The 18,858-nt window shown below is 61.9% G+C and carries 22 protein-coding genes and 1 tRNA gene; 13 read left to right on the plus strand and 10 right to left on the minus strand.

All coding sequences use genetic code 11. The features are described 5' to 3' along the window. Positions 1-3: 3 nt before the first annotated feature. The 7 genes from kdpA to NKH01_RS08265 form a co-directional block, all read right to left on the minus strand. Positions 4-1,707 (minus strand): potassium-transporting ATPase subunit KdpA, encoded by a 1,704-nt coding sequence (gene kdpA, locus NKH01_RS08235; protein ID WP_353019903.1) that lies wholly within the window; start codon positions 1,705-1,707, stop codon positions 4-6. Between the two features lie 26 nt (positions 1,708-1,733). Beyond that, entirely contained in the window at positions 1,734-1,823 is a 90-nt protein-coding gene (locus NKH01_RS08240) for a K(+)-transporting ATPase subunit F (protein WP_023675300.1), read from the minus strand. A gap of 335 nt (positions 1,824-2,158) precedes the next feature. Next, positions 2,159-3,640: a hypothetical protein gene (locus NKH01_RS08245; protein ID WP_352495474.1), complete on the minus strand. Its 1,482-nt coding sequence runs from the start codon at positions 3,638-3,640 to the stop codon at positions 2,159-2,161. 161 nt (positions 3,641-3,801) lie between these two features. Then, the gene (locus NKH01_RS08250; RefSeq protein ID WP_036244723.1) at positions 3,802-3,984 is read right to left on the minus strand and encodes a hypothetical protein; all 183 of its coding nucleotides are present in this window, start codon (positions 3,982-3,984) and stop codon (positions 3,802-3,804) included. Next, on the minus strand, positions 3,984-4,172 hold the full coding sequence (locus tag NKH01_RS08255) for a DUF3606 domain-containing protein (RefSeq protein ID WP_023718995.1): 189 nt from the start codon (positions 4,170-4,172) through the stop codon (positions 3,984-3,986). The genes NKH01_RS08250 and NKH01_RS08255 overlap by 1 nt, the downstream gene beginning before the upstream one ends. 255 nt (positions 4,173-4,427) lie before the next feature. Next, entirely contained in the window at positions 4,428-4,658 is a 231-nt protein-coding gene (locus NKH01_RS08260; protein WP_023718996.1) for a hypothetical protein, read from the minus strand. A gap of 408 nt (positions 4,659-5,066) precedes the next feature. Continuing rightward, on the minus strand, positions 5,067-5,501 hold the full coding sequence (locus tag NKH01_RS08265) for a DUF3597 domain-containing protein (RefSeq protein ID WP_353019905.1): 435 nt from the start codon (positions 5,499-5,501) through the stop codon (positions 5,067-5,069). 320 nt (positions 5,502-5,821) lie between these two features. Between NKH01_RS08265 and NKH01_RS08270 the strand changes: the two genes are divergently transcribed. The 4 genes from NKH01_RS08270 (at position 5,822) to NKH01_RS08285 (ending at position 8,362) form a co-directional block, all read left to right on the plus strand. Beyond that, on the plus strand, positions 5,822-6,247 hold the full coding sequence (locus NKH01_RS08270) for a cupin domain-containing protein (RefSeq protein WP_353019906.1): 426 nt from the start codon (positions 5,822-5,824) through the stop codon (positions 6,245-6,247). A 90-nt stretch (positions 6,248-6,337) separates the two neighbouring features. After that, entirely contained in the window at positions 6,338-6,946 is a 609-nt protein-coding gene (locus tag NKH01_RS08275) for a YdeI/OmpD-associated family protein (protein WP_352789345.1), read from the plus strand. A 463-nt stretch (positions 6,947-7,409) separates the two neighbouring features. Continuing rightward, a complete protein-coding gene (locus tag NKH01_RS08280; protein ID WP_031194005.1) occupies positions 7,410-7,682 on the plus strand; it encodes a hypothetical protein in 273 nt (90 codons plus the stop codon). 272 nt (positions 7,683-7,954) lie between these two features. Then, positions 7,955-8,362, plus strand: coding sequence for a heme-copper oxidase family protein (locus NKH01_RS08285; protein ID WP_023719001.1), 408 nt, complete (start codon positions 7,955-7,957; stop codon positions 8,360-8,362). A gap of 419 nt (positions 8,363-8,781) precedes the next feature. Here NKH01_RS08285 and NKH01_RS08290 read toward each other — a convergent pair whose 3' ends face one another. Next, positions 8,782-9,270, minus strand: coding sequence for a GNAT family N-acetyltransferase (locus tag NKH01_RS08290; RefSeq protein WP_352548339.1), 489 nt, complete (start codon positions 9,268-9,270; stop codon positions 8,782-8,784). 183 nt (positions 9,271-9,453) lie between these two features. Then, positions 9,454-9,543: transfer RNA gene (locus NKH01_RS08295), tRNA-Ser, on the minus strand. A gap of 420 nt (positions 9,544-9,963) precedes the next feature. Between NKH01_RS08295 and NKH01_RS08300 the strand changes: the two genes are divergently transcribed. The 3 genes from NKH01_RS08300 (at position 9,964) to NKH01_RS08310 (ending at position 12,227) form a co-directional block, all read left to right on the plus strand. Then, positions 9,964-10,287: a hypothetical protein gene (locus NKH01_RS08300; protein ID WP_023719002.1), complete on the plus strand. Its 324-nt coding sequence runs from the start codon at positions 9,964-9,966 to the stop codon at positions 10,285-10,287. 72 nt (positions 10,288-10,359) lie between these two features. After that, positions 10,360-11,022: a peptide-methionine (S)-S-oxide reductase MsrA gene (gene msrA, locus NKH01_RS08305; protein WP_353019907.1), complete on the plus strand. Its 663-nt coding sequence runs from the start codon at positions 10,360-10,362 to the stop codon at positions 11,020-11,022. 215 nt (positions 11,023-11,237) lie between these two features. Continuing rightward, positions 11,238-12,227, plus strand: coding sequence for a BMP family lipoprotein (locus NKH01_RS08310; protein ID WP_023719004.1), 990 nt, complete (start codon positions 11,238-11,240; stop codon positions 12,225-12,227). Between the two features lie 67 nt (positions 12,228-12,294). Here NKH01_RS08310 and NKH01_RS08315 read toward each other — a convergent pair whose 3' ends face one another. Next, positions 12,295-12,504: a SlyX family protein gene (locus tag NKH01_RS08315; protein ID WP_031194007.1), complete on the minus strand. Its 210-nt coding sequence runs from the start codon at positions 12,502-12,504 to the stop codon at positions 12,295-12,297. Between the two features lie 181 nt (positions 12,505-12,685). Between NKH01_RS08315 and NKH01_RS08320 the strand changes: the two genes are divergently transcribed. The 6 genes from NKH01_RS08320 to deoA are packed head-to-tail and all read left to right on the plus strand — an operon-like array spanning position 12,686 to position 18,857. Then, positions 12,686-14,218: an ABC transporter ATP-binding protein gene (locus NKH01_RS08320; RefSeq protein ID WP_023719006.1), complete on the plus strand. Its 1,533-nt coding sequence runs from the start codon at positions 12,686-12,688 to the stop codon at positions 14,216-14,218. Further along, positions 14,215-15,354: an ABC transporter permease gene (locus NKH01_RS08325; RefSeq protein ID WP_352484653.1), complete on the plus strand. Its 1,140-nt coding sequence runs from the start codon at positions 14,215-14,217 to the stop codon at positions 15,352-15,354. Before NKH01_RS08320 ends, NKH01_RS08325 begins: the two co-directional genes overlap by 4 nt. Before the next feature lies 1 nt (position 15,355). Beyond that, a complete protein-coding gene (locus NKH01_RS08330; protein WP_023719007.1) occupies positions 15,356-16,327 on the plus strand; it encodes an ABC transporter permease in 972 nt (323 codons plus the stop codon). A gap of 6 nt (positions 16,328-16,333) precedes the next feature. Continuing rightward, on the plus strand, positions 16,334-16,726 hold the full coding sequence (gene cdd, locus NKH01_RS08335) for a cytidine deaminase (protein ID WP_023719008.1): 393 nt from the start codon (positions 16,334-16,336) through the stop codon (positions 16,724-16,726). Beyond that, on the plus strand, positions 16,723-17,541 hold the full coding sequence (locus NKH01_RS08340; RefSeq protein WP_023719009.1) for a purine-nucleoside phosphorylase: 819 nt from the start codon (positions 16,723-16,725) through the stop codon (positions 17,539-17,541). The genes cdd and NKH01_RS08340 overlap by 4 nt, the downstream gene beginning before the upstream one ends. After that, on the plus strand, positions 17,541-18,857 hold the full coding sequence (gene deoA / locus NKH01_RS08345; protein WP_353019908.1) for a thymidine phosphorylase: 1,317 nt from the start codon (positions 17,541-17,543) through the stop codon (positions 18,855-18,857). The genes NKH01_RS08340 and deoA overlap by 1 nt, the downstream gene beginning before the upstream one ends. Position 18,858: the final 1 nt, after the last annotated feature.

Genomic DNA, 18,858 nt, shown 5'->3' on the forward strand with positions numbered 1-18,858 from the left:
GTTTCAGAATGTCTGACGGTGAATCATCGCCAGGTGCTCGACGATCGGTCCGACCGCCAGGGCCGGGAAGAAGGTCAGGCCACCAACGATCAGGATGACACCGACCAACAGCCCGACGAACAGCGGACCGTCGGTCGGGAAGGTGCCGGCGGAGGCAGGGACGGTCTTCTTCGCCACCAGCGATCCAGCAATCGCCAGCGCCGGAATAATGACCAGGAAGCGGCCCATCAGCATGCCGATGCCGAGCGTTATGTTGTACCAGGGCGTGTTGCCGCTGAGACCGCCAAAGGCGGAGCCATTGTTCGCCGCGGCCGAGGTGTAGGCATAGAGGACCTCGGAGAAGCCGTGCGGGCCGGCGTTGGCGATGGAAGCAACGCCGGTCGGCAGCACCACCGCGATGGCGGTGAAGACCAGCATCGCCAGCGGCAGGCAGAGGACGGCCAGCATTGCCATCTTGACCTCCTTGGCCTCGATCTTCTTGCCGAGATATTCGGGCGTGCGTCCGACCATCAGCCCGGCAACGAAGACGGCGATCACGATGAACATCAGGATACCGTAGAAGCCGGCCCCGACGCCGCCGACAATGACCTCGCCGAGCTGCATGTTGATGATGGGGATCATGCCGCCGAGTGCGGTGAAGCTGTCATGCATGGCGTTGACCGCGCCGCAGGACGCGGCGGTGGTGATGACGGCAAACAGTGCCGACAGAGCGATGCCGAAGCGGCTTTCCTTGCCCTCCATGTTGCCGCCGTCGATGCCCAGCGTATGGACGAGCGGATTGCCGGCGGCCTCGGCCCAGTAGCAGACGGCAACGCCGGCGATGAACAGCACGCCCATCGCCGACAGAATTGCCCAGCCCTGGCGCTGGTTGCCGACCATGCGACCGAAGACATTGGTTAGCGCCGCGCCGAAGGCGAAGATCGTCACCATCTGGATCAGGTTCGAGATCGCGTCGGGATTTTCGAAGGGATGCGCTGCATTGGCGTTGAAGAAGCCGCCGCCATTGGTGCCGAGCATCTTGATGGCAACCTGCGAAGCGACCGGCCCGACCGCGATCGTCTGTTGCGCGCCTTCCAGCGTCGTCGCGTTGACGTAAGCACCAACCGTCTGCGGCATACCGAGATAGACATAGACAAGCGTCAACACGATGCAGAACGGCACAAGCAGATAGAGCGTGCAGCGGGTCATATCGACCCAGAAATTGCCGATCGATTTGCCTGAGGCTCTAGCAAAACCGCGGATCAGTGCGACCGCGATGGCGATGCCGGTCGCGGCCGACAGAAAGTTCTGCACGGTCAAGCCGGCCATCTGCACGAGATAGGACATCGTGCTTTCGCCGCCGTAGTTCTGCCAGTTGGTGTTGGTCATGAAGCTGGCGGCGGTGTTGAAGCCAAGCCCAGGTTCGACGGCGGTCATGCCGGCCGGATTGTAGGGCAGGCCGCCTTGCAGCCGCTGCAGGAAATAGAGCACCAGGAAGCCGGCCAGGTTAAAGAACAGCAGGGCCGCCGCATAGGAGGTCCAGTGCTGCTCCTCGCGCTCGCTGGTCCCTGATATGCGGTAGAGCCCGCGCTCGAGCGGGGCCAGAATTGGCGACAGGAATGTGCGCTCGCCGCTGAAAACGCGATGCATGTAGCCGCCGAGCGGCTTGGCCAGCAAAACGACGATCCCGCAATAGACGAGGATCTGCAGCCATCCGTTGATTGTCATGGGGGTTGGCTCCTTGCCAGCGGAGATCAGAAGCGCTCCGGGCGAACGAGGGCGTATGTCAGGTAAGCGAGAAGGAACAGGGTCACGGCGCCGCCGAGGATATAGTCGAAGAGCATGTTTCGATCCCCTAAACTTACAGCCCGTCGCAGGCTTTGATGTAACCGAAGCATAGAGCAAAGAACGAGATTCCTATCCCGACAACAATGATGTCCATCGTGCAATTTCCTATATTGAGTTTGTTCTTTTCAACTTGGACAAAACTGTCCAAGCCCGCTCACCGCTTCACATCGGCGGCCGGATACATCGCTCTGCCGAATATGGATCAAAGTGCCATAAAGGTTCGAGACGGGACGCGGAGCAAAGAAATCAAAATCCCATAAGGATTTCGCCGCCTCGGCGCTGGCCACAGCTTCAGGGGGAGGTGCGCACCGGTGTGCGAAGCTGCCGGGGATCAGTCTGCGCGGGTATAGATCAGAGCGTAATCGTCCGCATAGGCCCGCTTCCAGCCCAGTTCGTCGAAGAACGGAATGCGGCTGTCGTCGGCGGTCAACAATGCCCAGCCTATCGCATATTTCTCGAGCTGGGCTTTCAGGATCGGCTTGCCCCGGCTGTGCCCAGTCTGCTCATCCGTTTCCGTAAAGCCGTTCAGGAAGAGCTGATCCGCCCGGCCGTCGATAAACGTCTTGATGCCATGGAAAATCAGCGTGCCGCCGAAATTGTAGGAATTCAGCAGATTGCCTGACAGATTATGGGCTTGGGCGAAGGCCAGCGCATCCCTCGCCGAAGTCTTCTGGCTCGGCACGACCGGATAGGCCAGGAAGACCGCGGCCGCCAAAACCAGCAAAACGGCAAGTCCAGCGCAAATTCTGGAAAATTGCCGCGCGAAAAATTGTTCAAGTCCGTCGCGCTTTTCCGCGGCCCATGTAGGGGCTGAAAGCGCTGGATATTGTTGCGCAACCTCGACGGCAAGGACGACCGGGACAAGAAGAAAGAACAGGTACATGAACCGTATGTGGGTGAGATAGACGTGCAAGGTGAAGACAAGGAACAGCGCCTTGGCCCAGCCAATACGCAATCTCGACACGAGCAGCCCGAAAAACGCCACCAGCAGGGCCACCTCCTGGAGGGTATGCCGCGAGGCGTCGAAGGGTTGCCACTCCGCAATGTAAGGCACCGCCTCATTGCCATAGGCCACGGTGAATGTGGCGAGTATGGCCTTGACGCCATAGGGATTGAGCAGGCTGACCAGCGGGCAAAGCAGCCCGAAAGCGATCCACTTGGCCAGCAGCCGGGAGTTCGACAAGCGCGTGCGCATGACGAGATCGAGGCCGGCGAAGGCGGCGATAATGAAACCGAAGGTGAAGGTGGCATGGAGATTGGCCCACAGGCAAAGCAGCGCCAGCAGCCATAGAGGCGGCGCTTTCTCGTTGCGTGCGGCTTGGAAAAGACCGGCGGTCCAGACGACGATAATGGGCAAGGTAAAGATGTGGGGTCGGGCGACATAGATTGGCCCGATCAAGAGCGCGAGCACCAGTGTCAGTGCTATCGCCAGCGTCGGCTTCAACGACGCGCTGAGATACCACGACGTCAAGAAGGCCGTCAGCGCGATTACCGCAGTCGCCAGCAGTACCACGCCGTTCCAGCCGCCGGCTTCGAAGGCAAGGGCAAGGAGAACCTGGCTAAGCCATTCCTTGGCGATCCATGGCTGGCCGGCAAAAGTGTAGGAGTAAATGTCGACGGAGGGGAATGTGCGGCTTGCCAGCATATCCATGCCGACCTTGATGTGCCACCAGCTATCGGGATCCTGCAGGAGGGAGGTGGCAAAGGCGAGGAGCGCCGTCGCCATCACGACGGCCGCCAGCAGGCAAAACACCAGCCTCACATGCCGTATGTCGTCTATCGACGGCCTCGCCTCACCAGACATCCCGCGCATATGGCATCCCTGAGCCGCGATAGCGGAAGGGATAGCCCGAATTTGTTAGAAAACCGATAAGCTGCAGGATTGCGGCCACAACCCTGTGCCGCGCGTCTAGCCGGCTGGGCACGTTGAGCAGCGACTACTAAGTTGCGGGTGAGGGGCAGACCTCCGGCCGTTCAGCCCTCGGCCTTGAAGTTCTTGGCTTCCTTCTCGACTTTCGGGCTGTCCTTGCCGTGCTTGCGCATCAGATCCTTCGCCTGCTTCGGCGAAACGTCGGTGGTTTCGGCCAGGTGCAGAGCCTTCTTTTCGTCCGGATCGCGCGTCTTGCGGTCGGCCATTGCGGTTTTCTTGTTAGCCATTACGACGCTCTTATGCTCTCGGCGATTTCGTTCAGCACCTTGCGGTCGGTGCCGTGGCGCTTGATCAGCGTGCGTGCCTGATCAGGGGTAATGCCCGCTTCCTCGGCGAAATGGCGTACCTCATAGTCTTCGCCGCCCGCCACTCGTGAGCGGTCGCGACTGTCGGTCCTGGTTTTGTCGTCGGCCATGGCAGCTCTCCTCATCTCAACGAGAGCATAACGGGCAAGATTTCAGCGAGTTCCTTCGAGCGTGTCGCCCAGTTGCCTACCCTCGGGCATGACCCGACATGAGCGGCGGTTTTTGCTCAAAGCAAGGGCACGGCGCCAGGCTGGCCTTCGCGCACAAAAAGGCTCGCTTCCTTGGCCGCACCAGTAAATTTCCGCCGCGCGCTGCCAACCGCCCGCCACTGCTCCTGGGCGCAGCCTGGTATTCGTTGCGGATTGCTAAGGGTAGCGATGGTCGAACACGACCCCCATGGTCCTACCAACGGCCGTCATGACGATAATCTCGACCAGATCGTCGTCACTGTCACCGCAGGCCGGGGCCGTCCGGCGAACGATGTCCAGCATCGCCCTCGTCGATATGGTGTCGCCGGCGCCGAATCTTGAAAGCGCAGATGAAACAAGCTCTTGGGCCGTCAAGTCGGCGACAGTCACCCTCTGCACCACGTTCATTGGCTTCCTCCCACCATGAACCCTCTCCCGCGAGAATGATACGCCGAACGTCGGGTTTCGCCAGCGAAATGGTGGTCCTACCAGCGCGCGGGGCAGCGACCGAAATCGTCGGTTTTGCGTGAGGCAATCCAGGCGCGAGGCGGCAGCACTTTTGTGCCATGCGACTTCGCCACAGACCCATCCCGGCGGCCGGGATGGGTCTCAATTTATTTACTTGGCAGTTTGATTGCTTGGCAGTCGGGTCTGCTCGGTTGCGGTCGAAGTCAGCGCAGCAAGAACCACGGTGCGGGCAGGACCAGGACGGTTCTTCGTTTCACGGAACGCCGAACCGGTCTGTCTTTTTTGTTTGACGCAATTCCGGATGGAAAACCGTTCACACGTTTTCCTGGAATTGCTTGTCTTATGACTCTAGGCGGCCAGATCGCTCGGAAGCTTGCCGCCATTCTCGACCAGCTTTTTCATCAGTGCATCATGCAGCCACAGATTCATCGTTACGGTGTCGTTCATGTCGCCGGTGTAGTTCAGCTCGTGAGCAAGCTCCTTGCGGGCGCCGAGGCTGCTATCGATATTCAGAGCCTTCATCAGGTCGACGATCGAATTCTTCCAGTTGAGCTTTTGCCCTTTCGCGGCCACCGCCTTGTCGAGAATGGCAGCGATGTCAGGAGCAGAGGACGGCGCGGATGGCGTTGCCGGAGCCGGGGGTGCAGCCGGGTCGGGTCGGGTAGGCGCCGTCGGCTGGGTGGCCGTGCTCGAAGCAGGCGCGGGAGACGGTTGCGCCGGCGGCGCTTCGGCCGCAACCGCGTTTCCGAAAATCGCACCTTTGATACTGTCGAAAATGCCCATTGCTATCTCCTGGGTTGCCTTCACGGTGTGTTGCCTTGACGGTCGGTGAGGCGACCGTTGCCGAATTCGCATTGAGCGCCCTGGTTGTACCGGACCACGAACGCAACGCAGGGGCAACTCCAAACTGGCTGAAAGGTAAAGGCTTGGTTGCATGGTGAAATCGGCTCAGTGATCCGATCCCAGAGTAGAATGGTCAGATCGCGGCACGACAAATAGTTACGCGCAATGGGCGAGGGAAACGGTTGGCAGCCAGTTTTGCTGACGCAGACCAGAAAAATCATCTAGATTCGTGTTCGCCATTCGCTGAGAGGAACGAAGCCATGACAGCAGTCGTCGCATCCGACAGGCTCGAACGTTCGCTGGTTTGGGCAGAGGACGATCCGTCGGTCAAATGGGCCGGCGCTTTCGCGGTTTACGGCGGGCACGGCACCACCCAGTCCTCAGTCATTGTCTACGAGATCGAGCCCGGCAAGCGGCTCGGCTGGCACACCGACGCCACCGAGGAGACGCAATACATCATCGCCGGCACCGGCGAGCTGCACATCGAGGGCGGCAGCACCCACCCGGTCAGGCCCGGCAGCGTCCTGGTACTTCCGACGCCGGTCCGGCACGACCTCGTCAACACCGGCACCGAAACCCTGCGCGCCGTCGCTTTCTTTGCGGCGGCGATGTTCACGCAGACCTTCGACGACGTCATGCTGCCGCCGAAATCCCATGTCCTCGGCACGCCCAATCGTGCGGGCTGAATGCGTGCCGGCGGGAGCTGAGATGAGCGCGCGCGCGGCCGGCAAGCGGTTCGGCGTCGTTACGCGCCTGCGTCACGGGCGGACCGGCTGATGGCGCCCGTCAAGGTGGACCCCGCCAAGGTGCGCGAGTTCAGGGATGCCGAAAGCTTCCAGGCCTGGCTTGGCGAGCATCACGACAGCGAGGACGAAGTCTGGATCAAGATCCATAAGCTCGATTCGGGACTGCCGTCGATTACGCCGAAGCAAGCCATCGACGTGGCGTTGTGCTGGGGCTGGATCGATGCGGTGCGAAAGGCGTTGGACGGCAAAAGCTACCTGCAGCGCTACACCCCGCGCGGCAGGAAGAGCACCTGGAGCCAGATCAATGTCGACAATGTCGCCCGGCTGATCGAGGAGGGCCGGATGACCGAGCATGGGCTGAGGCAGGCCGAGGCAGCCAAGGCCGATGGCCGCTGGGCGCGCGCCTATAGGAGCGGCAAGGAGATGAAGATCCCCGGCGACCTCCAGGCGGCAATAGACGCCGAGCCCAAGGCGAAAGAGATGCTGGCAAAGCTCAGCGAGCAAAACCGCTTCGCGCTCGCCTTCCGCACCCACAACATGAAGACCGAAGCCGGACGCAAGAAGAAGATCGCGGCGTTCGTGGAGATGCTGAAGCGCGGCGAGACCATCCATCCGCAACGAAAACGCGATTCTGGCTGAACATTCTGACCGCGCTTGTCTCCGGCATCTTGTGCTTGTCCCTGCCGGTGAGCCCCGAATGCGGCCGGATCGCAGCTCAGGCCCACCTTCGATCCTGGCGATGTCGCAGACGATTGTTTTCGACCAGCGTCGCCTGACATTTCGACACCATCTCTCATTCGTTTGGTTGATGCAGGAACAAAGCCCCGTCCCCACAGTCGGCATACGTATATTAGCAGGCGCTGTTATGAGGTTTTTACCCGTTCAGGAGCCGACTGGCACGTGGGCCGTGTTTGATGCGACCGTGGACGTGCCTGCGGATTTCGCGGGCAGTTGCCTTATCGGCTTGCCGCGGGAGCGGGCGGAGTGGCTCGCAGCAAGAGCCAATCGAGATGCTGCAAAAGGCACTTCGACTTGGCGGTTGTCAGCTGCCGGACCGGCAAAAGCCGCGGTTCTTAGACTTAGACCGTTAGGAGAGATTTCGATGATGCACGAACAGGTAATGGAAGCTGCGTTGGCAGCCAGAAATCAGGAAGTGGATATTTGTGGTGTCTTCGACATCACCAACAAAACCGATGCGCCAATTGGCTCTCGCCGATTGGGCGAGGCTATCCACTTTGTCGCCAATGCACCTATCGTTGGCTATGATGTTCACGCCGCCGTCATCCGATATGGCCCACTCGGAACCCCCAGCCTCAGAGCAACAGATTGCACACAGCTGTGGGAGAAGTTTGGCGAGGCCTTGCTGCAACACTGACAGGCTGACCTTGGCGCGTATGGCACCACCATCGTGCAGGACACTTCCCTTGTGAGAACGACGTGGAAGCCTGGCGGGTGATATTGCAATCAAATTAGCGTGAGCGCATATTTTTTACCGGCTGGACTCGCAACCGGCCAGGCCCGGCGGCCGGCCGCCAACGGGCCGTCAGGCCGCCAACAAATGGTTCGGCAGGCCCGACGGTCCCCCCCTTGGCAAGGTCGCCGGAAACAAAGCATGATGCGGCGGCAAAACGGGTTTGGGAGAATGACATGCCTAAGGTTTCGGAGCTCTTTTTCAAGACAGCCATCGTCTTTCTTATTCTGGGAATTGCAGCTGGCCTGCAGATGGCAATTTCAGGCGATCACGGCGCGTTTCCGGCTCACGCGCACATCAACCTGCTGGGATGGGTCACTAGTGCAATATTCGGCGGCTACTATGCGCTGAACCCGGCGAAGGCTGCCCGCAGGACGGCGATGATCCACTATGGCGTCTACAATCTCGGCCTGGTCGTGATGTTGCCGGCGCTTTACCTGATGCTGCAGGGAAATCCGGCGCTCGAGCCGATCGTCGCCACCGGCTCAATGATTGTCGCTGTCGCCGTGCTGATCTTTGCCTTCGTGGTTTTCTCCGGCGAAACAGAGCGCTCGGTCTCGGGAATACAAGCGGTTCCGCGCTAGACGCGTAGCGACACTAACGAACCTGTCGAAGCCCGCGCTCTGGTGGAGCGCGGGTCGTTCGGCTTGTGGGCTGATCTGGGGTAAGGGGTGCGGCGCAGATGGAGCCGCTCAGTAGCGATCCTTCGCGCCCTCTGCAAATTACGAATTACGGTGACAGTGCACCATTTTCTTTTTCCCGCCTGTCGCGTTTCCCAATTTCACTGCTCTTTCCGGTTTGCTCGGCAATCACGGTCGAGAAGTGCTTCGCTGCCCATCGGTTGCACGACATCGGCGGCGCGGTAATGCAAGTCGAGCCATGCGTTCAATTTACGCACAGCGACAGCCGAGCAAACATGACAAATAGTGCACTGTCACCGTAATTCTGTCGCCGTAATTCAAAGTGCACTGTCACCGTAATTCAAACGTCCGCTTGCTGACCCTTAGCTGACTCTCACAAGCTTCTTGCAAAGTGCAATGTTGTACGGAACGCATCCTTGCGACCCAAAGAAATGCCGCGCGTCGAGATTGGCTGCCCAGATGCCCATAGCAATTTCGTCGATACCTTCGCAAGCAGCTCGCTGTTCAACATGGCACATCAAAGCTGCGGCAACTCCACGACGACGAGCTTCCGGCATAACCGAGATGTGGTGCACATAGATCAGGGGCCGAGGGAAAGTGAACGGCGTTTCTGGCAGCGACTGAATTTCAAACCAGACGTAGCCGACTGGAGCACGATCAATCTCAGCAATCGCGATCGAGCTCTTCGGATCAGCCAGCCTCGCTGCGAAGAATGTCCTCACCGCAGACGGATCGGCTGCCTGTTTGAAAACGTCTGGATGCAATTCAGCATGGAGACTCTGAACCACCTGATTGAGCCGAACGAGCGCGTCAAAGTCTGCCTCCGAGGCAGCCCGGATTTCCACTGACATTGAGACACCTCCCCGTTTGTAGACGACGCTGCGACGGTGATGTCTTTCTGTCAACGAACGTCGGTCTTCCACCCATCTCGGCCATTGGCGGAGTTTTGACCCTAGTGATTAGTAGGCTGGTTAGTAGGCTACTAACCGAACCTTACCAAACGCCCGGAAAATAAAGGGTTTCTCGGGATTAGCTGGCGGAGAGAGCGGGATTCGAACCCGCGTTACGGTCTCCCGTAAACACACTTTCCAGGCGTGCGCCTTCAACCACTCGGCCACCTCTCCGTCCTTTTAGCATCTTCGACGCGGCCGGTTTCGCCGTGCGGGTTGGGGAGATGCATCTCCTTTGGGATTCCGGCCCGGAATTCCGGCCGTGGGCGCCGTCAACCAGCGGATACCCTTTCCCCGCACCCGAGCCGTCAAGCAACAGGCGCGGGGCTCATCTAGTCGATCCGGTGCCGAATGCCAAGACACTCTATTCGCTTTGCCGGACAGGGATGCTCAGCCCATGGCATCAGTGTGCTCGTTGGGCGCCTACAAACCAGTCGGCCGCGGCGTCTTCGCCGTCTGGCTCGTCAGCCGGCCCAGGTGCAAGCCGCCGGCGTAAGTTCAACTTCGCGTGTCGCGATTGCAGACGAAGCAGGTAAATCCTATTTAACAGTCCGACACGACATTCCGATAAACTCCTGGGGAGGAAGGGTCTGGATGTTCCGCTTCGTCTTTCGTCTCGCTGCAATGGTCGCGCTTTCGGTTTCGGTCATCATGGCCGTGCTCGACGCGACCCGGTCGGTGGCGGCTTCGGCGCTGGTGATGACCCCGCTCAACACCAGCTGGCTCGCCGTCTCGCCGGACACGCGCAGCGCCTTTGAAAGCTTCGTCCGCGACAAGCTCAATCCGCTGCTGTGGGACGGCGCCATCGCCTGGGTGCTCAGCCAGCCCGGCTTTGCCGTGTTCGCGGTGCTGGCCTTCGTTCTTTATGCCATCGGCTACAGGCGGCAGCGCCCCAGCGGGCGGTTCGCCGCGACCTAAAATTCCTGCGTTCCCGGATCCAGCGTTCCTCGGATCGGGGAAGGCTCAAGCAAGAAGAAAAGGAAATCGCACATGTTTCTCAGCGATATGCTGAACAAGAAGCTCAACCTGCCGAAGCCCTCCGAGGCGTTGCCCGGCCGCGACCGGCCGATCCCGACGGCATCGAAGCATTTCGTCTCGAACAGGCCGCTCAAGGGTCCCTATCCCGAAGGGCTTGAGACGGCGATGTTCGGGCTGGGCTGTTTCTGGGGTGCCGAGCGCCTGTTCTGGCAGGTCGATGGCGTCTGGGTCACGGCGGCCGGCTATGCTGGCGGCGTCACGCCCAACCCGACCTATCAGGAAACCTGCACCGGGCTCACCGGCCATGCCGAAGTCGTGCTCGTCGTCTACGATCCGAAGATCGTGTCCTATGCCGAGCTTTTGAAGCTGTTCTGGGAAAGCCACGACCCGACGCAAGGCATGCGCCAGGGCAATGATGTCGGCACCACCTACCGTTCGGCGATCTACACGTTCAACGACGCGCAACACCAGGCGGCGCTCGCTTCGCGCGATGCTTACGAGGCTTCGCTGCGCGGTGCCGGACGCAGCAAGATCACCACCGAGATCGCGCCGGCGCCGGAATTCTACTTCGCCGAGGAAGACCACCAGCAATATCTGGCGAAGAACCCCTACGGCTATTGCGGCCTGCAGGGAACCGGCGTCTCCTGCGCCATTCCGGCTGCCGTCTCCGCCTGATTTTGCGCCCCTGACGCAAGGAATGTGCTGTGGCGCAGCGATGCGGCGCCATGCTTTTCCAAAGGGTCAAAATTCCACGTGAATTTTGTTTCGGGCCGTGCCAGATTGGCCTGAAGCGGGAGGAGGACGCTCCTGCCTGACGCCGCGTGCCTGCCGGAGAACCGGGTCGGCATGCGGTGCATAATGGACAAATAACCGACAGGGGTGTGGATCACATGAAACGTATCGTACTCGGCCTCATGGCCGCAGCTGCAATGGTTCTTCCGGCCTTCGCCGCGGACATTCAACCCGCGCTTCTCTATGATCTCGGCGGCAAGTTCGACAAGTCGTTCAACGAGGCGTCCTTCCACGGCGCCGAAAAGTTCAAGACCGAGACCGGCATCCCCTATGTGGAATTCGAGGTCAGCAACGCCACCCAGCGCGAGCAGGCGCTGCGCCGTTTCGCCGAGGACGGCCGCAATCCGATCGTCATGGCGGGCTTCTCCTGGTCGGATGCGCTTGACAAGATTGCCACGGAATTCCCCGAGACCAAATTCGCCATCATCGACATGGTCGTCGACAAGCCCAATGTCCGCTCCCTCGTCTACAAAGAGCAGGAAGGCTCCTATCTCGTCGGCGTGATGGCGGCGATGGCTTCGAAGTCGAAGAAGGTCGGCTTTATCGGCGGCATGGATATTCCGCTGATCCGCAGATTCGGCTGCGGCTTTGTCGGCGGCGCCAAAGCGGCCGGCGCCACCGACGTCATCCAGAACATGACCGGCGATACGCCCGCAGCCTGGAACGATCCCGCCAAGGGCGGCGAGATCGCCAAGACGCAGATCGACCAGGGCGCCGACGTGATCTATGCTGCGGCTGGCGGCACCGGTGTCGGTGTGCTGCAGGCGGCGGCCGACGCGGGCAAGCTCGGCATCGGTGTCGATTCCAACCAGAACGGCTTGCAGCCCGGCAAGGTGCTGACCTCCATGGTCAAGCGTGTCGACGTTGCCGTCTACAACACCTTCATGGATGCCAAGGACGGCAAGTTCACGGCCGGCATCAACGATCTCGGCCTCAAGGAAGGCGGCGTCGACTACGCCATGGACGACAACAACAAGGCGCTTGTCGACGATGCGATGAAGGCAGCGGTCGAAAAGGCCAAGGCCGACATCATCGCCGGCACCATCAAGGTGCACGACTACATGTCGGACAATGCCTGCCCGTATTGATCGACAGACATTGCTGAGCTGACGAGCCGCCGGGTGAAAGCCCGGCGGTTTTGCATTGTCAGGCCGCTCACCAGTGCGGCGGCTTAGTCACCGGCACGTCGGGTGCGGCCTGTTCCTCCAGCGCCAGGAAGCGCTCGGCCAGCGCGTCGAGCTTGCGCTGCATGCGCTCGATCACCTTCCACTGCTCGGCGATCTGGCCGGACAGTTCCTCGATGGTCTTCTCCTGCTCGGCGGCGCGGATTTCCAGCGTCGTCAGCCGGTCGTCGGGCATGGTCATTTGAAATCCTCGATCAGGCGATTGTGCAGGGTGCGGCCACGTTGGAAATTGACAAGCATGACGGGATTTGTCGAGAGTGAACCGTGCTCCGGCCAATTGGCACAGACCCAATTGGCACAGACTGGGCGTCATGCTAGGCGTTTGACCAAGCGGTAAAAAAATAACAGTGGGAACAGGCTGCATGGCGCAAGCCGCAATCGAGCTGATCGGCATCGACAAGAGCTTTGGCGCCGTGCGCGCCAACCGCGACATCAATCTGGAAATTACGCGCGGCACCATCCATGGCATCGTCGGCGAAAACGGCGCCGGCAAGTCGACGCTGATGTCGATCCTTTACGGCTTCTACCAGGCCGACAGCGGCGAAATCCGTGTCGGCGGCCAGCCGGCATCGATCAAGACACCGAACGATGCGATCGCGCTCGGCATCGGCATGGTGCATCAGCACTTCATGCTGGTCGACAATTTCTCGGTGCTGGAAAATGTCATTCTCGGCGCCGAAAGCGATGCGCTGCTGAAGAAAAGCATCGCCAAGGCGCGTTCCGAGTTGGAGCGGCTCGAGCGCGAATACGGGCTCGAAGTCGATCCGGACGCGATCATCGAGGAGTTGCCGGTCGGCCTGCAGCAGCGCGTCGAAATCCTCAAGGCGCTCTATCGCGGCGCCGAGATCCTGATCCTCGACGAGCCGACCGGCGTGCTGACGCCGGCCGAAGCCGACCATCTGTTCCGCATCCTCAGGCAGTTGAAGGAGCAGGGCAAGACGATCGTGCTGATCACCCACAAGCTGCGCGAGATCATGGCGATCACCGACACGGTCTCGGTGATGCGCCAGGGCACCATGGTGGCGACACGCGAAACCAGGAAGACCACGGTCGAGGAGCTGGCCGAGCTGATGGTCGGCCGGCGCGTGCTGCTGCGCGTCGAGAAAGGCGAGGCGAAGGCCGGCGGCGTCAAGCTCGCGGTCAAGAACCTGACGGTCAAGGATTCCCGCGGCGTCACCATGGTCGACGACGTCTCCTTCGATATCCATGCCGGCGAGATCGTCGGCATTGCCGGCGTCGCCGGCAACGGACAATCCGAACTGCTCGAGGCGATTTCCGGCATCAGGCGCGCCGTTTCGGGTTCGGTCACGTTGGACGGCAAGCCGATCGACCTCACCGGCGCCGCCGATCCCGGTGAACTGCGCGAGCGCGGCCTTGCCCATGTGCCGGAGGACCGCCATCATGTCGGCCTGGTGCTGGCCTTCGAGGAGAACGAGAATTCGATTCTCGGCTACCAGGACGACGAGCGCTATCTGAAGGGGCCGTTTCTCGACATCGATGCCATCCGTAACGATGCCAGGGACAAGATCGTCAAATACGACATCCGACCGGCGGACTGCCGCCTCAAGACCGCCAATTTCTCCGGCGGCAACCAGCAGAAGATCGTGCTGGCGCGGGAAATGGAGCAGGATCCCGGCGTGCTGATCGTCGGCCAGCCGACGCGCGGCGTCGATGTCGGCGCCATCGAATTCATCCACAAGCGCCTAATCGCGATGCGCGACCAGGGCAAGGCGGTGCTGGTGGTTTCGGTCGAGCTCGACGAGATCCGCTCGCTTTCCGACCGCATTCTGGTGATGTTTGCCGGCCGCATCGTCGGCGAGCGCGGCCCCGACGCGACCGAGGGCGAACTCGGCCTGCTGATGGCCGGCGTCGAGCACCGGGAGGCCGCGGAATGAGCACTCCCTATGCCAAGCTGCCGGCCTGGGCCGATTATGTGCTGATCCCGCTGATCAATCTGTTCGTCGCCTTCGTCGTTGCCGGTTTCGTCGTCATATTGGTCGGCGAGAACCCGCTGCGTGCTGCGGTCATCCTGGTCGAGGGTGCCTTCGGTCGCGGCCAAGGCATCGCGTTCACGCTTTTCTATGCCACCACCTTCATCTTCAGCGGGCTGTCGGTGGCGGTTGCGGCGCATTGCGGCCTGTTCAACATCGGTGGCGAGGGCCAGGGCTATATCGCCGGTCTCGGCATCGGCATCGTTTGCCTGGCCTTCGACAGCGTGCTGCCTTGGTGGCTGACCTTCCCGATCGCCATTATCGCCGCCGCGGCGATGGGCGCGCTGTGGGCGCTGATCCCGGCCTATCTGCAGGCCAAGCGCGGCTCGCACATCGTCATCACCACCATCATGTTCAATTTCATCGCCGCCAGCGTCATGGTCTATGCGCTGGTGGGCATGCTGAAGCCGCCCGGCTCGATGGCGCCGCAGACGCGCACCTTCCTCGAAGGCGCACAATTGCCGAAGCTCAACTGGATCATCGAATTGTTCGGCGCCAAAATCCGTTCGGCGCCGTTCAACGTCAGCTCGCTGCTGGCGCTGGCCATGGCCTTTCTGGTGTGGGTCCTGATCTGGCGCACCAAGCTCGGCTACGAGATGCGTACCTACGGCCACAGCCCGAAAGCGGCGCGCTATGCCGGGATTTCGGAAATCCGCATCATCATCATTGCGATGATGATCTCGGGCGCGCTGGCCGGCATGATGGCGCTCAACCCGACGATGGGCGACCAGCACAATGTCGCGCTCGAATTCGTTTCGGGCGCCGGTTTCGTCGGCATCGCGGTGGCGCTGATGGGGCGACTGCACCCGGTCGGCATCGTGCTTGCCGCAATCCTGTTCGGCATGCTCTACCAGGGCGGCGCCGAGCTCGCCTTCGAGATGCCGGCGATCAGCCGCGACATGATCGTCATCATCCAGGGCCTGGTCATCCTGTTCGCCGGCGCGCTCGAGCATATGTTCCGGCCCTATGTCCAGGCGCTGTTCGCCTCGCTCAGCCCGAGATCGGTCGGCATGGAAGCGGTCAAGGGGAAGGGCGCCTGAGATGGATTTCTTCAACGCCATCGTACAGGTCCTGGACTCGACCATCCGTCTGTCGGTCCCCTTGCTGCTCGCCTGCCTCGCCGGCCTCTATTCAGAGCGGGCCGGCGTCTTCGACATCGGGCTCGAAGGCAAGATGCTGGTTGGCGCCTTCGCCGGTGCCGCCGCCGCCTCGGTCTTCCACTCGGCTTATGTCGGCCTCGGCATGGCCATACTCATCTCGGTCGCCTTCGCGCTGATCCATGGCTTTGCCTCGATCACCCATCGCGGCAACCAGATCGTTTCCGGCGTCGCGATCAATTTCATCGCCGCCGGATCGACGATCATGCTCGGCCAGGCCTGGTTCCAGCAAGGCGGGCGCACGCCGGCGCTGGCCGCCGGCGAGCGCTTCGAGACAATCATCTGGCCGGGCGCGGATGCGCTCAGGAGCGTGCCGATCCTCGGGCCGATCTATTCGGAACTCATCTCCGGCCACTCAGTGCTGGTCTATCTCGCCTTCCTGGCCGTGCCGTTCACCTGGTGGGTGCTGTTCCGCACCCGCTTCGGCTTGCGCCTGCGCGCCGTCGGCGAGAACCCGGCCGCGGTCGATACCGCCGGCATATCGGTCGCCTGGCTGCGCTATCGGGCGCTGATCTGCACCGGCGTGCTCACCGGCATTGCAGGTGCCTACCTGTCGATGGTGCAGAATGGCGGCTTCGTGAAGGACATGACCGCCGGCAAGGGCTACATCGCGCTGGCCGCGCTGATCTTCGCCAAATGGAAACCGGTCAACGCCATGTTCGCCTGCCTGCTGTTCGGCTTCCTCGACGCGGCGTCGATCCGCCTGCAAGGCACGCCGCTGCCGCTGATCGGCAAGGTGCCGGTGCAATTCATGCAGGCGCTGCCCTATGTGCTGACCGTCATCCTGCTTGCAGGCTTCATCGGCAAGGCAATCCCGCCGCGTGCCGGCGGCGTGCCTTATGTCAAGGAACGCTGATTTATCATGGCTCGTGATCTGTTCGAAGCGGCGAAAGCCGCCATGGCCAAGGCCTATGCGCCCTATTCGAAATTTCCGGTCGGCGCGGCGTTGCGCACCGAGGACGGCCGTGTCTTCACCGGCGCCAATGTCGAGATCGCGTCCTATCCGGAGGGCTGGTGCGCCGAAACCACCGCGCTCGGCCACTACATCATGGGTGGCGGCGGCAAGATTACGGAAATCGCCGTGATCGCCGAACGCGTGGCAAAATGCTCGCCCTGCGGCGGCTGCCGGCAGCGGCTGGCTGAATTCTGCCGGCCGGAAACGAAGTTCTATCTCTGCGATGATAGCGGCGTGGTCGAGACCGTGACCATGGGCGAGTTGCTGCCATACGGCTTCCAGGGCGATGTGTTGAAATGAAGGAAGCACTCGATCACCTCGTCGAAAGGCTGGACGGGCTGGCGCCGACCACTGCGCTGGTGCTGGGATCGGGGCTTGGCGGGCTTGTCGACAAGGTCGAGGATGCGGTGCGCATTTCCTATGCCGACTTGCAGGGCTTCCCCAGAAGCGGCGTCAGCGGCCATGCCGGCGAGGTGGTGGCGGGGCTCTTTGCCGGCACGCCGGTGCTGATGCTGTCCGGTCGCGCACACTATTACGAGCACGGCAACGCGGCGGCGATGCGGCCTGCACTCGAGGTGCTCGCCGGCCTCGGCATCTCCAGGCTGATCCTCACCAACGCCGCCGGTTCGGTCGATCCCGGGATGGGCCCGGGCTCGGTGATGCTGATCACCGACCACATCAATTTCTCAGGCTCCAACCCGCTGATCGGCGAGCCGAGCGACCGCCGCTTCGTCGGCCTGACCGAAGCATACGACGCCGGTCTCCGCTCCGCCATCGAGCAAGCCGCGAAGGCCACCGGTACCAGGCTGCACAAGGGCGTCTACATGTGGTTCTCCGGCCCATGCTTCGAGACGCCGGCCGAGATCCGCATGGCTCGCATCATGGGCGCCAACGCGGTCGGCATGTCGACGGTGCCGGAGGTCATTCTCGCCCGCTTCCTCGGGCTGCGCGTCGCAGCCTGTTCGGTCGTCACCAACCTTGCCGCCGGCATGACCGGAGCCGAGCTGTCGCACCAGGAGACCAAGGACATGGCGCCGGTCGGCGGCGCGCGGCTGGCGACCATTCTGCAGCGTGTTTTTCAGGACGGGCTTCCGGAGCACAGGGTAGACGCCTGATGCTTCCCCAGGAAATCATCCGCCGCAAGCGCGACGGTCAAAAACTCTCGGCTGAGGAGATATCGGCTTTCATCGAGGGCCTGACCGCCCGCACCGTTACCGACGCGCAGGTCGGCGCCTTCGCCATGGCGGTGTTCTTCAACGGCATGAGCCGCGACGAGGTGGTGGCGCTGACTATGGCGATGCGCGATTCCGGCGATGTGCTCGACTGGTCGGATCTGCCCGGCCCGGTCACCGACAAGCATTCGACGGGCGGCGTCGGCGACAATGTCTCCTTGATGCTGGCACCGATCGTCGCTGCCTGCGGCGCCTATGTGCCGATGATTTCCGGCAGGGGCCTCGGCCATACCGGCGGCACGCTGGACAAGATGGATGCCATCCCCGGCTATATCAGCCAGCCGGATGTTGCGCGCTTCCGCAAGACCGTGCTCGAAACCGGCTGCGCCATCATCGGCCAGACCGCCGATCTCGCACCCGCCGACGCCAGGCTCTACGCCATCCGCGATGTGACGGGAACGGTGGAATCGGTGCCGCTGATCACCGCCTCTATCCTGTCGAAGAAGCTGGCGGCCGGCCTCAATTCGCTGGTGCTCGACGTCAAGGTCGGCAACGGCGCGTTCATGGAGAAATCGCGCGACGCAACCACGCTGGCCAACAGCCTGGTCGACGTCGCCAATGGCGCCGGCCTGAAGGCCTCGGCGCTGGTCACCGGCATGAACGAGCCGCTGGCGTCCGCTGCCGGCAATGCGGTCGAGGTGCGCAACGCCGTCGATTTTCTCACCGGCCGCTTTCGCGACCGGCGGCTGGAGGATGTGACGCTGGCGCTGGCCGCCGAGATGCTGCAATCGGCAGGCCTGGTGTCGTCCAACCAGGACGGCCTACGCCGCGCCGCCGAGACGCTGGCCGGCGGTCGCGCCGCTGCCATCTTCGCGCGCATGGTGGCGGCACTTGGCGGTCCCGCCGATTTCATCGAGAATCCGGAAAAATATCTGCCGAAAGCGGCAACGGAATTCGCCGTCAAGGCGAGCGCGAACGGCTTCGTCACCGGCATCGCAACCCGCGAGATCGGGCTTGCGGTGGTCGGGCTTGGCGGCGGGCGGACGCGGCCGGACGACAGGATCGATCACGCCGTCGGCATCACCAGGCTGCTGCCGGTCGGCGCTGAAGTGCGGACCGGCGAGGCGCTGGCGCTGGTCCATGCCCGCAATGCCGGGGATGCCGAGGCGGCCGCGGCCGCCGTGCTTTCGGCCTATACGATCGGGACTTCCAAACCGGCCGCGGAGAAAACCGTCATCCGGCGGATCCTGCCGCGCTGAT

Source organism: Mesorhizobium sp. M1403, from assembly GCF_040317695.1.
Taxonomy (GTDB): Bacteria; Pseudomonadota; Alphaproteobacteria; order Rhizobiales; family Rhizobiaceae; genus Mesorhizobium.

Coding starts and splice junctions, on each gene's coding strand:
- kdpA (WP_353019903.1), bottom strand. CDS start 1,707: ATGACAATCAACGGATGGCTGCAGATCCTCGTCTATTGCGGGATCGTC.
- NKH01_RS08240 (WP_023675300.1), bottom strand. CDS start 1,823: ATGCTCTTCGACTATATCCTCGGCGGCGCCGTGACCCTGTTCCTTCTC.
- NKH01_RS08245 (WP_352495474.1), bottom strand. CDS start 3,640: ATGCGCGGGATGTCTGGTGAGGCGAGGCCGTCGATAGACGACATACGG.
- NKH01_RS08250 (WP_036244723.1), bottom strand. CDS start 3,984: ATGGCTAACAAGAAAACCGCAATGGCCGACCGCAAGACGCGCGATCCG.
- NKH01_RS08255 (WP_023718995.1), bottom strand. CDS start 4,172: ATGGCCGACGACAAAACCAGGACCGACAGTCGCGACCGCTCACGAGTG.
- NKH01_RS08260 (WP_023718996.1), bottom strand. CDS start 4,658: ATGAACGTGGTGCAGAGGGTGACTGTCGCCGACTTGACGGCCCAAGAG.
- NKH01_RS08265 (WP_353019905.1), bottom strand. CDS start 5,501: ATGGGCATTTTCGACAGTATCAAAGGTGCGATTTTCGGAAACGCGGTT.
- NKH01_RS08270 (WP_353019906.1), top strand. CDS start 5,822: ATGACAGCAGTCGTCGCATCCGACAGGCTCGAACGTTCGCTGGTTTGG.
- NKH01_RS08275 (WP_352789345.1), top strand. CDS start 6,338: ATGGCGCCCGTCAAGGTGGACCCCGCCAAGGTGCGCGAGTTCAGGGAT.
- NKH01_RS08280 (WP_031194005.1), top strand. CDS start 7,410: ATGATGCACGAACAGGTAATGGAAGCTGCGTTGGCAGCCAGAAATCAG.
- NKH01_RS08285 (WP_023719001.1), top strand. CDS start 7,955: ATGCCTAAGGTTTCGGAGCTCTTTTTCAAGACAGCCATCGTCTTTCTT.
- NKH01_RS08290 (WP_352548339.1), bottom strand. CDS start 9,270: ATGTCAGTGGAAATCCGGGCTGCCTCGGAGGCAGACTTTGACGCGCTC.
- NKH01_RS08300 (WP_023719002.1), top strand. CDS start 9,964: ATGTTCCGCTTCGTCTTTCGTCTCGCTGCAATGGTCGCGCTTTCGGTT.
- msrA (WP_353019907.1), top strand. CDS start 10,360: ATGTTTCTCAGCGATATGCTGAACAAGAAGCTCAACCTGCCGAAGCCC.
- NKH01_RS08310 (WP_023719004.1), top strand. CDS start 11,238: ATGAAACGTATCGTACTCGGCCTCATGGCCGCAGCTGCAATGGTTCTT.
- NKH01_RS08315 (WP_031194007.1), bottom strand. CDS start 12,504: ATGACCATGCCCGACGACCGGCTGACGACGCTGGAAATCCGCGCCGCC.
- NKH01_RS08320 (WP_023719006.1), top strand. CDS start 12,686: ATGGCGCAAGCCGCAATCGAGCTGATCGGCATCGACAAGAGCTTTGGC.
- NKH01_RS08325 (WP_352484653.1), top strand. CDS start 14,215: ATGAGCACTCCCTATGCCAAGCTGCCGGCCTGGGCCGATTATGTGCTG.
- NKH01_RS08330 (WP_023719007.1), top strand. CDS start 15,356: ATGGATTTCTTCAACGCCATCGTACAGGTCCTGGACTCGACCATCCGT.
- cdd (WP_023719008.1), top strand. CDS start 16,334: ATGGCTCGTGATCTGTTCGAAGCGGCGAAAGCCGCCATGGCCAAGGCC.
- NKH01_RS08340 (WP_023719009.1), top strand. CDS start 16,723: ATGAAGGAAGCACTCGATCACCTCGTCGAAAGGCTGGACGGGCTGGCG.
- deoA (WP_353019908.1), top strand. CDS start 17,541: ATGCTTCCCCAGGAAATCATCCGCCGCAAGCGCGACGGTCAAAAACTC.